The 15,263-nt window shown below is 39.9% G+C and carries 9 protein-coding genes; 2 read left to right on the top strand and 7 right to left on the bottom strand.

Annotated features, from left to right (window positions below):
• The first annotated feature begins 393 nt into the window (after positions 1-393).
• A complete protein-coding gene (locus tag LX92_RS18205; RefSeq protein ID WP_109653693.1) occupies positions 394-4,467 on the top strand; it encodes a BspA family leucine-rich repeat surface protein in 4,074 nt (1,357 codons plus the stop codon).
• Positions 4,468-4,566: 99 nt separating this feature from the next.
• Entirely contained in the window at positions 4,567-5,490 is a 924-nt protein-coding gene (locus tag LX92_RS18200) for a PorP/SprF family type IX secretion system membrane protein (RefSeq protein ID WP_109653691.1), read from the top strand.
• A gap of 169 nt (positions 5,491-5,659) precedes the next feature.
• Here LX92_RS18200 and LX92_RS18195 read toward each other — a convergent pair whose 3' ends face one another.
• The 7 genes from LX92_RS18195 to LX92_RS18165 all read right to left on the bottom strand — a co-directional run bounded on the left by LX92_RS18195 (position 5,660) and on the right by LX92_RS18165 (position 15,167).
• Positions 5,660-6,271, bottom strand: a complete 612-nt coding sequence (locus tag LX92_RS18195) for a TetR/AcrR family transcriptional regulator (RefSeq protein WP_109653689.1) — start codon at positions 6,269-6,271, stop codon at positions 5,660-5,662.
• 6 nt (positions 6,272-6,277) lie between these two features.
• Positions 6,278-10,693, bottom strand: coding sequence for an efflux RND transporter permease subunit (locus LX92_RS18190; protein WP_146197865.1), 4,416 nt, complete (start codon positions 10,691-10,693; stop codon positions 6,278-6,280).
• A gap of 21 nt (positions 10,694-10,714) precedes the next feature.
• Positions 10,715-11,731: an efflux RND transporter periplasmic adaptor subunit gene (locus LX92_RS18185; RefSeq protein WP_109653684.1), complete on the bottom strand. Its 1,017-nt coding sequence runs from the start codon at positions 11,729-11,731 to the stop codon at positions 10,715-10,717.
• 171 nt (positions 11,732-11,902) lie between these two features.
• Entirely contained in the window at positions 11,903-12,796 is an 894-nt protein-coding gene (locus LX92_RS18180) for a helix-turn-helix domain-containing protein (RefSeq protein WP_109653682.1), read from the bottom strand.
• Positions 12,797-12,934: 138 nt separating this feature from the next.
• Positions 12,935-13,594 carry a hypothetical protein gene (locus LX92_RS18175; RefSeq protein WP_109653680.1) on the bottom strand — a complete coding sequence of 220 codons (660 nt, stop codon included), beginning with the start codon at positions 13,592-13,594 and terminating at the stop codon, positions 12,935-12,937.
• On the bottom strand, positions 13,581-14,108 hold the full coding sequence (locus LX92_RS18170) for an RNA polymerase sigma factor (protein ID WP_109653678.1): 528 nt from the start codon (positions 14,106-14,108) through the stop codon (positions 13,581-13,583). Before LX92_RS18170 ends, LX92_RS18175 begins: the two co-directional genes overlap by 14 nt.
• 15 nt (positions 14,109-14,123) lie before the next feature.
• Positions 14,124-15,167 carry an alpha/beta hydrolase gene (locus LX92_RS18165; protein ID WP_109653676.1) on the bottom strand — a complete coding sequence of 348 codons (1,044 nt, stop codon included), beginning with the start codon at positions 15,165-15,167 and terminating at the stop codon, positions 14,124-14,126.
• Between the last annotated feature and the right edge of the window lie 96 nt (positions 15,168-15,263).

The raw sequence follows: 15,263 nt of genomic DNA, 5'->3' as shown, positions 1-15,263 counted from the left end.
GGTTCCGCTTAAAATAAACACGTCAATCCACTCATTTTTGACGCTCATATACCTATTTATGTGTCCATATCGTATTTGGACACATATTTATGAATAATTTTTTAAGACATCGAGCTCATAAAAATGTTTCTTTTTTACATGTGGTAGAATAGACATTTAAATTACTTGTTTACAATGTTTTACATTGTAAGAAACTTCTTTCTTTTCTTTCTTTTTGTGGGCTTATGACGGTGTCCAAATCGGATGTTGGCCCATATTCGCCAAGTTCCCTATATATCATTCTCTTTTATACTCCGTTTTAAACCCATTAAAAAAAATTATCGGCATTTTCCTACATAGAATGTAATGCCGATAAAGTATGTGCAAATCAATTAACAACCAATTAAATCATTTATGAAAAAGAAATTTACACATCCCCTACTTATCCTGCTAGCGTTTTTAAGCTTCGGATTATTGCAGGCCCAAGGAGAATTTATCACCACCTGGAAAACCGATAATACAGGGGCCTCCAACGATAATCAAATAACCATTCCCACCGGTACGGGCTCTTTTGCCTATACGGTTGACTGGGGCGACGGAACAACAGATGCCACGGTGTATACCGGTTCTACGACCCATACCTATTCCTCTGCCGGTACGTATACCGTAAGTATCAGCGGGGATTTTCCGCATTTAAGAAATGATTATAATACAGATAGTGAAAAACTACTTACTGTAGAGCAATGGGGAAATCAAGTATGGGAATCCATGGAAAAGAGTTTTTACTATTGCTCCAATATGATAGTCAATGCTTCTGACGCACCCGATCTTACGCAAGTGACCAATATGAAGAGTATGTTCGGTTACGCAAAATTAATAGATTCAAATATAGATAACTGGAATGTTAGTAATGTTACTGAAATGTCTAGAATGTTTGTCGGCGCTGAAACATTTAACCAGGATTTAAATAGCTGGGATGTGTCCAACGTTACCCTTATGGAAGGTATGTTTCTATCGGCTGATTCTTTTAACGGAAATATTTCCAATTGGGATGTAGGCAAGGTAATAACCATGGCTAACATGTTTAATAGCACAGCTTTCAATAAAGATATTAGTGGGTGGAATGTATCGATTGTTGAGGATATGGATGATATGTTTAATGATGCAACCAACTTTAATCAAAACATCGGGAATTGGAATGTCTCGAAAGTAGCGGATATGAGGAGTATGTTCGAAAATGCTACCAGTTTTAATCAAGACATTGGTGATTGGGATGTAAGTCTTGTACAGGATATGTCCGGTATGTTCGCAGATGCTATTTCCTTTAACCAGGACATCGGTAATTGGGATGTAAGCAATGTAATATCTATGGGAACTTATTTAGATCCATACATGGGGATGGCAATGGCTTATATGGGAATGTTTGAAGGAGCAGCTGCTTTTAACCAAGATATTGGGAATTGGGATGTAAGCAATGTTTTAGGTATGGGTGGCATGTTTGCAGACGCAACAGCTTTTAATCAGGACATAAGTGGCTGGGATGTTAGTAACGTAACAAATATGGGGTCTGTAGAGGAATCTATGATGCCACCAGGGTTTCGAATTGGTCAAGGAATGTTCCAAGGAGCAACTTCTTTTGATCAAGACTTAAGTGCTTGGGACATAAGCAGTGTTACCGGGATGTACGACATGTATACTAATGCAGGACTTTCCAATGCAAATTATGATGACACCCTAATTGGCTGGAACACCTTGGATACCGCTGCTGGAGAGACCCAAATACCAACAGATATTACTTTTAATGGTGGTAATAGTATATATTGTACAGGAGCAACTGCAAGACAAAATTTAGAAGTTACGCATGGCTGGACCATTACCGATGGTGGCAAGGATTGTTCTTTACCTTTTATTACCACTTGGAAAACGGATAACCCGAACCAATCGATTACAATTCCTACAAGCTCATCGTTTTATTATAATTATACAGTAGACTGGGGTGATGGTTCTGAGGATAATACAACTTATAATGGTGATGTAAGTCATACTTATGCTGAACAGGGCATTTATACTGTAACTATTACGGGTACCTTCCCACAAATTAATTTTGCGAAAACTAACGGGTCACAAGAAATAGTATCCATAGAACAATGGGGAACGCAACAATGGAAAAGTATGTCCGGTAGTTTTATAAATTGTTCAAATTTAGAATATAATGCCAATGAAGTGCCTGATCTTTCTTTGGTTAATAATATGAATAGTATGTTCTCCTACGCCTCTAAATTTAATGGAGATATCAGTGATTGGGATGTGAGCAATGTGACCGATATGGGTTATATGTTCCAAAATGCAACAGTTTTTAATCAGGATATCAGTGATTGGGATGTAAGCAATGTAACCAACATGCCTGCTATGTTTAACGGAGCAACAGCTTTTAATCAAGACATTGGTAGATGGAATGTAAGTAATGTGAATAATATGCGTGCCATGTTTAATGAGGCAGCAGTTTTTAATCAGGATATTAGCGGTTGGGATATGAGCAATGTGCCCGATATGGCTTTTATGTTTTCTAATGCTACAGCTTTTAATCAAAATATTGCTGGATGGAATGTAAGCAGTGTAACCAATATGGAATCTATGTTCAGCGGTGCTTCAAATTTTGACCAAGATATCAGCGGTTGGGAAGTGAGCAATGTGACCAATATGAGTTATATGTTTCAAGAGGCATCAGGATTTAACCAAAATATTAGCGGCTGGGATGTAAGTAATGTAACTAACATGGAATCCATGTTCAATAGGGCTACTAAATTTAATGGAGATATTAGTGGTTGGAATGTGAGCAACGTGACCGATATGTCGTCTATGTTTTATAGCACTGATGCTTTTAATCAAGATATTAGCGATTGGGATGTCGGTAATGTTTCTGAGATGAATTATATGTTCTCACGAACAACTGTTTTTAACCAAAATATTAGTGGTTGGGATGTTAGTAATGCGACTAACATGCGTGGTTTGTTTTCTAATGCTGTAGCTTTTGATCAAGACATCAGTGGTTGGGATGTAAGCAATGTAACGAATATGTCCAGATTGTTTCAAGGGACAACCGTTTTTGACCAAGATTTAGGTAGTTGGGATATTAGTAATGTAACGAATATGGAGGAAATGTTCGATGCTACTAGCTTATCACAGGAGAATTACGACAATACCTTAATAGGCTGGAACACTTTAGATACAGCCGCAGGGGAAACACAAATACCAACAGGAATCACATTCGAAGGCGGTAATAGTATCTACTGTGAAGGAGAACCAGCAAGACAATCTTTAATTGACACCTATGGTTGGACCATTATCGATGCCGGTCTAAATTGCGATAATGTTGATTCGGATGAAGACGGTGTGTCGGATGATATGGATAACTGTGCAGATACTCCTGTAGGTGAAACCGTAGATGCCAATGGTTGTTCCGATTCTCAAAAAGATGCCGATAATGATGGCACCCCGGATTCGGAAGATGCTTTCCCATTGGACGAAAATGAAGATACCGACACCGATGGTGACGGTATAGGCAACAATGCCGATACCGATGATGATGATGACGGTACCCCGGATGCGGAAGACACTTTCCCATTGGATGCAAACGAGGATACCGACACCGATGGTGATGGTACGGGAGATAATGCCGACACCGATAATGATGATGATGGCGTATTGGATACCGAAGATGCTTTCCCATTGGATGCAAATGAGGATACCGATACCGATGCTGACGGTACGGGGGATAATGCCGATACCGATGATGATGACGATGGTGTTTTAGATGAAAATGATACTTGCGCAAATACACCGGCAGGCGAAACTACAGATGCCAATGGCTGTTCCGATAGTCAAAAAGATGCTGATACCGATGGTGATGGTATCAACGATACCCTGGATATGTGTCCAGATACCCCAACAGGGGAAACGGTAGATGCGGAAGGCTGCTCCGAAAGTCAAAAAGACTCCGATTTTGACGGGGTAAGCGATGCCGAGGACCAATGCCCGGATTCCCCAGAAGATGAAGCAGTGGATGCCAATGGTTGTTCGGATGCTCAGAAAGATGATGATGCGGACGGTGTTCCTAACGATGTGGATCAATGTGCCGATACACGTATTGGTGAAACCGTGGATGCGGAGGGCTGTTCCGATAGTCAGAAAGAAGACGATAGCATTGAAATACCGGCAACTGTTGTTTCGGCACAGGCCTTTACCCCGAACGGCGATGGTATCAACGATGGTTGGGTCATAAACGGAATCGAAAATTACCCGAACTCAATCGTAAAAGTGTACAATCGATGGGGCCATGAGGTATTCTCGGCAATAGGTTACCAAAATGATTGGGGCGCTATTTATAACAATAAGAGCGAGAAGGTACCTACGGGATCCTACTATTACATCATTAACTTAAATGATGGTTCAGCACCACAAGACGGCTGGATTTTTATCAACTACTAAGAAAAACAAAAAACCAATACTGTTGCATCGGTGAAGGTCGGGTCAAAATGTGTTCCCACAAAAAAGTCCGGCCTTCATTAAGCAACGAAAAAATATAATATGAGAAAAAACACGATCAAAACAACCGTTCTATGCTTACTGGGATTTTTAACACTGGTGAGTGTCATGGGGCAACAAGACCCCAACCGAGCCTTTTACCGTTATACGATGAACTTGGTGAACCCGGCCTATGCGGGTGCCGCTTTGGGTGTTGAGGGTGCTGGGGTATCCCAGGGCACCGAAGTGGGGCTGAACATAAGGAGTCAATGGGTAAGTGTAGAAGGTGCGCCGGAAAGTCAAAGTGTGTTTTTCGGGACCCCAATGGGCAAGAACCTGGGCTTGGGGGTGTCTATTATCAATGACCAAACGTTCATTGAGAAAAGCACCACCATAAATGTGGATGTATCCTATAAATTACAACTATCGGCCTTAACCGAACTCTATTTCGGGGTAAAGGCAGGGGCCAATTCCTATGATGCCAATCTTTCGGGGTTAACGACATTCGGTATTGGATCTGATCCAAATTTAAACAATATCGATGGTAGTTTTAAACCGAACATAGGTGCCGGGGCATTGCTCAAAGGGGAACGTTTTTTTGCATCCCTGTCGGTACCGGCACTATTAAGCAATGACCGGTTAGAGGAAGAGGAAGGTCTGGCAACGTATGCGGCAGGTAAGACACATGTGTATTTGGCCGGGGGGTATGATTTTGAGCTTTCCAAGGGTATAATGTTCAAGCCCTCCACCATGTTCAGGTATGTAGAGGCTACCCCGCTTTCTGTGGATATTACCGCAGCGTTCAGTTTTAATGATAGGGTTGAGATAGGCCCCACGTATAGGTATGAAGAAGGAATAGGGGGATTGTTTATCTTCAATGCGGCCAATTGGATCAATATGGGCTATGCCTATGAGGCACCGTTCGATAACGAGATCGCGTCACAATCGAATGGCACACACGAGGTGTTCATTAAATTAAGGATGTAATCTGAAATAAAGAAATGCCTTTTGGGATTAGATGAACTAAAGGGAGCTTAGCCATGCTCGACCAGGCAGGGTCATAAATAAAAACCAAACCCCTTGTATGATTAGAATACAAGGGGTTTTTATCAGGAAAAGGCTTTGGGTAAGTATATTGTTAATTCTACAAGATGGTTTATAAATTCTGTGAATTTAACTCATCCAATCCTTCCACCGTTACCAATCTATGCATCAATAGTTTTCCAAAGAAATCCAAGGTGCCATGGGCATTTTCAATATTGGTCAATGAATCATCATTGAAAATGTAGCCTAACATGTTCATTATGGATGGGCTCAGTTCTTCCCGATCCAATTCTTCCTTATAAAGTCCCTCAAGTTGCCCCCTTTCAATATTTTTAAAAAAGAAAGGTAATATGATTTCGTTATTGACCTTCGAATACTTTAGGAAAAATTGAAGGTGATAGCGTTTAAAATCACGGATAAACGTTGGTGAATAAGAGGATATTACTTCTTTGTAGTACTTAAAAAACCAATGGAGTTCTACAACGGCATTTTCCGACTTCATGGTAATATCCCCTAAATTTTCACTGAACCGGGTAATCCTTATTCCAAAAATTTGATTTATGAGATCTGCCTTATTCTGAAAATATTTATATACTGTCCTTTTGGAAACACCGCATTCATTTGCAATATCGTCCATGGATAAGCTTTGGGTACCATATTTGGTAAACATTAGGGATGCCTTTTCTAAAATGATATACTTTTTACTGTAGGACGCCGTCTCCATACCTTCTTAACGATTTAATTCCCCTATACTTTTGACATATGTTGCCTTGCGAATATTGAAATTGGCTTTTGCATCAATCAAATCAGAGTAGGCTTTTTGCCATAATACCTGGGCTTCCAATACATCGCTTCCGTTTATCGTTCCGGCATCGAATCGGTCTTGATGCAGTTTTAGGTTTTCATCGGCTTGCTCCATCGATTTTTTAGCGATTTCAACCCTTTTAATAGCCTGATGCATTTCCAAATAGGCATTTTGAATTTCAATAGCCACCAATTCCTTGGTCCTATCCAATTCTGTTTTTTGAGCTTCAACCTTAAATCGCTGTTCCTTCACCTTCTGCTTTCGTCCGCCCCAATCGAAAATGGGTATATTAAGGCTTGCCAATCCCACGAAGTTGGTCAAATGGTCCTCAGCCTCAGTGGCGTTCAGATTGTCTCCATATAAATAGGACCCAGAAAAGCTAATGCCCAAAGTGGGTTTTCTTTCGGCCTGTAACAAATTGGTTTGTAATTCGCCCAGTTCAACGGCATTTTGCAGCATTGCTATTTCAGCTCTATTTTCAACGGCTGTATCTATCAAGGTTTCTTCAACCAAACCCAGCCCTTCATTCGTGGAACCATCAACCTCAAAATTGGTGTTGGGCAATCCGGCCAATTGGGCCAATTGAAGTTTGAGTATCTGAAGGTTGTCATAGGCGGTTATTAAATTAAGTTCGGCCTGGTTCGATTCGACCTGCACTTTCAAGAGGTCATTTTTATAGGTGAGCCCGGCGTCGTACAAATTGGTTAAATCGTTCAATAGTTCGTTCAGCAATTTTTGATATTTCTGAGCCAGATCTACCTTACCTTTTACATTTACAAGTTGCCAATAGGTGTTTTCCACTTGTAATAAAACATTACTTTGGGTCAATTGTTTTTGGAAAGTTTGAAGGGCTACGCCCGTTTTGGCCAATTTTTTTGCCGTATTGACCTTGCCCCCGGCGTAAAGCACTTGGGAAACCCCTAACGATGAGTATAGGGTGTAATCGGGTAATAGTCCCAATGGGGGATTGTCGAGGTATATGCCCATGGCACTGGCATCCAAAAATGGTTTATCGGCCGTTTGTGTTGCTTTTTGAGCTGCATTGGCGGCATCAAGATTGTATTGTTCCTTGACTATCTCCTTGTTGTTTTTAAGGGCAAGTGCCTTGACATTTTCTAAGCTCAAAGGCTTTTCTTGCCCAAAACTGAACGGAATAACCATAAAGAACACAAGCAGTGGCATAATCTTGTGTAGTTTCATCTTTAGTTTACTGAAATGGTTTGGTTTGTAAAGAATCTCATCATTCGTTGGTCTGGCATGGTCCCGTGGGTATTCCTTTTTAGCGAATTTGAAATATAGAATAGGGATGATGAACAGGGTCAAAACCATGGACACGATCAATCCTACGGCCAATACACTCCCGAGTGGTGCCCAAAGTGGGGATTTGCCAATAATCATTGGAATCACTCCCACTGCGGCTGCAGCGGAGGTCAAGAAAATGGGGCGCATTCTTCTTTTACCGGCGGCTTTGGCAGCTCCTTTTATGGAATAGTTGTGGTCAATGGCCAGTTCATCGGCATAATCCACTAGAATGATTCCGTTCCGTACCACAATTCCGATTAAACTTATAACACCCATAAAGGCTGTAAAACCAAAGGGGTTGCCAGTAAGCTGTAGCCCCAGGAATGCACCCAGTATACTTAAAGGGAATGTTGCCAAGACAATAAGAACCCTCGTGAAGTTTTTGAACTGGAACAACAAGACCAAAAAGATAAGAACCAAACTAACCGCTAAGGAAGTTGCCATATGCGGCATTGTTTCGGCAGAGCTTTCATATTCGCCCCCATAATGAAGGGTTGTTCCTTCGGGGAGTTCCAGATCGTCTATAGCAGGTTTTATCTTTTTCATAATGGTTGAGGCCTTGATTCCCATTTGGGTCTCGGTCTGTACGGTCAAGGTCCTTAATCCATTTCTTCGCGCAATGACACCTGTATGCCATTCAGGTGAAATCGAGGCAATCTCCTTTAATGGGATTTTTGTCCCAAATAGGGTCGGAATACTGACTTCACCAATATCACCGATGTCGTTTCTGTTTTCCACATCCAAGCGCAATAGAATAGCTACAGGTTTATCGCCTTCGTATAGGGTTGAAACGGGATAACCACTTAAACCGGCTGCTAAGGTCTGGGATACCATAGCGTTGGTCACCCCAACCCGATTGGCCTTATTATCATCTAAATTCACTTTAATTCCAAAGTAATCGTCTTGATAGGTGGTTCTGGTCCAGTTCGTACCTTCTGCATTTTCCAAAATCGTTTTAACTTGCTCGGCCACCTTTTTTTGATCGGTCATGTCTTCACCTACAATACGGACCTCTATGGGGGCGGGGGATTCTTTAAGGGCTAATTGACGTACCCGTATATATCCATCAGTAACATAACCATTAAATTTTTTCAAGTATTCCTGCGCTAGTTCATCGGTCTCATCATTACCTACAGTGGTAATGAATATCTGTGCAAAGTTCTCACGGGGAACTTCCGGGGCATAGGTGGTATGAAAACGCGGGGAACTGGTGCCTACAAAACTGGCTATAGTGACAATGCGTTCATCATTTCTTATATCCTCTTCTATACGGTTGACGACTTTTTCGGTTTCCTTTAAGGGGTAGCCATTGGGCAACCAAACTTCAATATTGAATTGGTTTCTTTCGGCTGTCGGAAACAATTCCTGCTCGGTGTTTCCGGCTATGATGAAAGCAAGGACAATCGAAAGGGTACCTATGGCCAATGTGGTTTTAGGATAGCGAAAACTATAGTCCAGCCAATTGTTGAAACGCATTTGCAGCCGATCTAACAGTGTTAATTTTGGAGGTCGCTTACTTACCTTGTGTTTCAGTCCTTTTCTAATGAATACATAACACATGTATGGGGTTAGTAAGAGGGCCACTAAAAAGGAAGTGAACAAGGCAATGGCAACCGCAATAGGTAATGATTGTATAAACTCCTTGGCCAAACCGTTCAAGAAAAGGGCTAAAGGAAGAAAGGCGAAAATAATGGCTAAGGTTGCCGTGAAAATTGGGACCATCAATTGGGTGGCAGCCTGCCAAGCAGCAGTCCAACGATCAAGACCCTCATCCAGTTTTTCAATATAATTATCGACTACGACTATGGCATTGTCAACCACCATACCGAGTACAATGATCAAAGCGGCAAGGGAAACCTGGTGGATTTCTATTCCCAACATATTCAATATGCCAAAGGTAATGACAATGGCAATCGGACATGCCAATGCCGAAACGACAGCTACTCTAAAAGGCAATAAAAGGATCACTACGACAATAACCGCGGAAATGGCAATAATGAATTCCAGCATAAAATGATTTATGCTTTCTTTGACCACTTCAGGTTGATTTACAATGGTCTTGATTTGAACATCCTGGGGTAAATGTTGTTTTATCTCGCCTATTTTTTCCTCGACTTTTTCTCCGAATTTCACAATGTTATTGCCGGGCTGCATTTCAACGGACAACATGGTTACACGTTGGTTATCTACTTGGATGTAGCTTTTCTCTTCCTCGTATCTGCGTTCTATGGTCGCAAGATCTTTCAAGCGGACTATTTTGCCTTTGGGGTCACTATAAATAATCTGATTTCCCAGATCCGTTGCATTCTTGTATTGGTTTTTTGCGAATACATTGGCATTGGCATGCTGTAACTTTATTTCTCCGGCATAGCCTGTGGCATTCTGGGTCTGGATGATCTGCGCGATATTGGAAATATTGACCCCGCACTGTTTTAGTTTTTCATTGTTCAGGGTAACATAAATTTGTTCTTTTTGTTCTCCATACCGATTGATTTTTGAGGTCTCATTAATCGTTTTTAGTCCGTCTTCCAGCTTATCCAAATAGGATTCTATTTCGGCATAGTTTCTGCCGGGAGCAGAAACAGTGATCATTTGGGCAACAACATCACCAAAATTACTGTTTACGATAGGGCCGACCATTCCATTGGGCAGGGTATAGTTCATTCGGAAGGTAGTGTTCAATCCATTTTGCAAGGTGGCCCAAAATCTATCGTTATCCTTTACGTTTTCATTCAATTCAACGGTAATGACCACCTGTCCGGCTTTGGTGTCAGAAATGGTTTCATCTTTTTTTACTTCCTCAAAACTGAAGAGGTATTGTTCTATTTTTGCAGTGAGCTGTTGCTCTACCTGAAGTTCATCCGCACCGGGGTATGCGGCAATGACCAACCCTTTTCTGACCGTAATTTCAGGGTCTTCGCTTCGTGGCATGGTAAACAGGGCATAGAGTCCGAAAACCATTAAAAGCAGTGTAAACACAATGGTTACCTCACGGTATTTCATTGCTGCCTCTATAAAATTAATCTTTACTTTTTTCATTGTTTGTTTACTTTGCTTGTATTAGAAGGTTACTTCCTGACCATCTTTTACAGTGGTGTATCCCTTTGAAATCAATAAGTCCCCGGCTGATAGACCTTTGGTGATTATCACTTGGTTTCCCTTAAAGTCTCCCGTGTCGACACGTTTTTTTATGGCCTTATTGTTTTCAACGATAAAGGCGTAGGTAATATCATTTACATCGCGTACAATGGACTGTACGGGTATGCTAATAACTTCTTGGGGATTATCAGTATTGATTTTGATAGAGGAAATCATTCCGGGAAGCAGTTGGTTTTCGCTATTGTCCACACGAACCTTGACATTAAAGGTTCTGGTAACAGTGTCTGCACTTAGATTTAAAATGGCAACCTTTCCAGTAAAGCTTTTATTCATTGATGGAATTTCTATCTCGGCTTCGGAACCTACTTTGAGTTTTGAGATTTCCGATTCACTGATAGAGGCCTTGGCATACACTTTATCTGTTTTCATAACGGTAAATGCAGGTACCCCGGGAGCTGCCGTAGCACCTATTTCGGTTAGTTTGGCCGTTACCATACCGGAAAATGGTGCGTATAATTTAGTGTCTGATAAGTTTTTAGCGGCCATGTTCTTATTGGCGTTGGCTTGTGCCACACCGACTTTAACCGCGATATAATCGCGTTCAGGTAAGCTCCCTTTCTTATATAGTTCGTCTAAGCGTTTGTAATTGTCATTGGCCAATTCGAGTCCCGCATCGGCGATATCGTATGCATTTTTATAGGAAGTAGCATCGATAGCGGCCAGTAGTTGTCCCTTTTTTACTTTTTGACCTTCTTGTACATGGATGTCGGCAACCCTTCCTGCGACCATAAATCCTAAAGAAACGGTATTGTCGGCTTCAATGGTTCCACTATAGCTTAACGTCTCATTTTCTGTGTTGGCAGCAATTTTGGTAACCCCAACCTTAAGAATCTTTGATTCTTTTGCTTCTTCCTTTTTTTCGGAACAACTGGAAAGTATGAGAAGTACTGTTATAAAAAATAAATTGTAGACTTTCATTTTGAAATACCTTTTTTAAGTTTAAATCTTTTGCGTTATCATTATTTTAAGGCGCAAAATTGAAACTATTTAAAGGATCTCAACAGGTAATAAAAAAGTTGAAATTGGTCAAATTCGATTATGTTGACTTTTTGGAGCTTGAATATTTTGAAATTTAGACAAAAAATTGGTCTATTTTCTATTTTCCTTTCTATAAGCGGAAGGGGATAGGCCCATTTGTTTCTTGAAGTATTTTCCAAAAAAAGATTGGTCGGGAAAGTTCAGTTCTTCGGTAATTTGGGAAATGGAAAGTTTTGGATCTTGCAAAAGCAATCGGGCTTCAATGATTACGGCCGCTTCGATCAATTGTGAAGCGGTCTTGCCACTCACTTCCTTTAGGGTTTTGGAAAGATGGCCCGTGGTTACATTTAGGGTGTTGGCATAAAATTGGACCGATCGCTCAATTTTTACATTTTCTTGAAGAATATTCCAAAAACGAATGGCCAATTCTTCTTGTCTGGACAACTCTACTTTAAGGTCGGGATACGTTCGCTTGAAAATTTCGGCAAATTTGTAGGCGATAACACCGAAAGTATTTCTTATGATTTCCTCTTTGAATATGGCTTGTTCTTTTTTATTATAATCCTTCAGGATACGTGCCATTATTTTGAACATCTTTCCTTCTTGTTTACTGAGCTTTAATTTAGGGGCATTATTATGAGTGAAATAACTAAAGGCATCTATACTGTTACTTTTGAAAAAATTATCGACGATGAACTTTGTGGAGAAATTGATATTGATCACGCTTAGGTCATCACTGATTTCTAGCATTTGAATCACTGATTTTTGGGCAACTGCGATAGACTCATTTTTCTTTAGGGTGTGGGTTATTAGATTAATTGAAACTTTTAAACTGCCTTTTTCAACAAATAGGATATCGTTACCCAAATTTCTAAAAGGATAGGTAATAGGGATTTGGGTGAAATTTTTGGAAATAAATACATGAAGGCCTTCAGATTGGGGTTCTTCACCCATTATCTGAATAAAATCATCCAGCGATAATTTTTTGATCAACTCTTCTTCCAATAGTCAATATTTTATTCAAAGATATCCACTATTGGTTGAAAGCCCCACTTTTTTAATTAAATCCTATTGTCCTTTTTTATGAAAGGCGTCGTGAAATATATTGTTCCAATAGTTTCAGAGTCCTCAGTGAAGGTAATATTACCCCTCAAACTCCTCGATTTCATTTAAAAACTCCAAGGCCTTTATGGTTTTCGTACCAGAAATAAACCGTATTGTTTTTCCAACCCATTGAATATGCAGGTTTTTATAGGTCAATTTATTGAATAACCAGATAATAGGGAAGACCAAAACCGCATTTAAAACCAGATATCTTTGAACAAAAGCAGAATCTAGATGGGGGTAAAGGTCAAAACCAAGGAAAGCATCAAGGGCAACAAGTGAATAGGACCACCAAACAGGAGCCGAAAGGAAAACCAATTTCACAAATAGCAATTCATGGACGTTTACCAATTCTATTTTTTTCCTGATATCCACTAAAGGCTTTGAAAAATCAATTTGTTGTAATAATGCCACTTGGCCAATGCTCCCTGATAGGGCTATTAATACAAATACACCGACTATACTTCCGCTAATCGCTAAATGTGTTTGACTCCAATGTGTTGCAACATAATTACCTACAAATAAGGCTAAGAAAGCAAAGAAAAGAAGTTCAATAGTTCGGTAGACGAGTATTGTTCGGGTTTTCTTCCTTGATTTTTCAAGTTGAATGTTTTTTAGCACGGTCTTATTTAGACTTAGGTTTTGGTCCAATTTGGTATTGTAGGTTTCCAATATTCTATTTAATTCACTTGTTTCCATTATCTCTGTTTTTTTCAAATTCTTTTTTTAATTTTATTTTGATACGGGCAATTTTGGTCGCCACGTTGGTTTTTGAAATACCGAGTATTTCAGACATTTCGTTATGTTTTTTGTTGTCCAAATACAAAAGGATCAATGCTTTGTCAAGTTCATTCAGGTTGTTTATGAATTGTTGCAGCAACTTTATGTCATGGTCTCGTTCCAATTCCTGTTCGAGGTTGTTGGTCTCCATATTGAAAATGGAAACTTCATCGATAAAATCACGTTTCAACGCCCACTTTCTTTCCTTTCTATAAAAGGATATTGCAACGTTTAGGGCAATACGATACATCCATGTGGAATATTTATAATCGGTATTGTAAGCATCGAAGGCACTCCATAGTTGTATGATGATTTCTTGCTCAAGGTCTTTGCGGTCAACCCTATTTGGGCAGTACGAATTCACGATCTTATAGATGATCTTTTTATGCTCATCGATAAGTTGTATAAATCTGTCTTTTTTGCTTAGCTCCATGCGATTCTATTGAGGCTATTGTAATTTATGATTATTTACCCAATTGGAAATAATTTCCATGGTTTTGGCATTATGCCGTATGCCATTATGGGTTTCATTGTTTATGATATGTATCTCCCCATTGGTATATGTGCTTATTGCCTCATGATATTTATTGGCATCAAAGGCTTCGTCATTGCTGCCGATCACAACCAATAAAGGTTTGTTTATTGAGCTCAATCCTTTTTTATAATCAACTGGGTACATACTCTCATTGGCTCGATAACTATATTTTGTAATGGGCATTGCAGCGGGAAGGTTAAAAAACAGGACGGGTAGATCGTTGTATTTTGTTTCCCCGATTGCATTCATCATTTTTAATCCGATAATCCTATTAATATGCATTTTCATAAAAGGTTCTGTTTCGGTTCCTAGGGGTTCTTTTCTAAGGGTTGGTGCATTTGCCCCAAGGTGGGGGGCAAGAAGAAGGTAGCCATCAACATTAGGGACTTTTGTTTCCAAAGCATAACGTAGAATAAGGCCACCACCCATAGAATGACCGGCTAGAATGATTTTTTGGTGTGGATTGTCTTTTTTTATAGATAATAAGACATCTACTATATCATCTACATACTGATTTATATAGTCGACATCTCCCGGCTTGCCTTCCGATTGTCCATGTCCCCTTAAATCCAATGCGATTACTTTGCTATGGGTGTTTTTTCGCAATAACCCTGCTGTTTTATTCATCATATAGGCACTTGATAGAACGCCATGGAGCAATAGAATCGTAGTATCACTTTGTTGTTCGTACAAATAGGAAAACAATTGTTTCCCATCTCGCATCATAAATTTATGGGGACTGTTTTTGTAAATCTGTTCAAAGCCCAAATCCTTCATGGTTTTGGCATCCATAGGTGCTGGATTGATTACGGGTTCAAAAGTCGGGTCCGGGGTATTCAAAAGATCGATAACCGCTATCTTGACTTTTTCAAATTGAGTTGTTGTTTCTTGGGCTTTTACTAAATATGGGATGAGTAATAAGACCGGAAAAATAAAGTTTATGACTGTTCGTTTCATGATTGATGATTTTAAATGTTTGTTATATGATTCGTGGTTTTTAGAAAAAATCACACTTTTTAGTGGTTTTTTTATACTTTCAGTTGATTTCGAAGG

The organism is Maribacter polysiphoniae (assembly GCF_003148665.1).
In the GTDB taxonomy this organism is placed as follows: Bacteria; Bacteroidota; Bacteroidia; order Flavobacteriales; family Flavobacteriaceae; genus Maribacter_A; species Maribacter_A polysiphoniae.
Note: the sequence above shows the minus strand (reverse complement) of the source record. Positions and strands in the feature narration are given on the sequence as shown.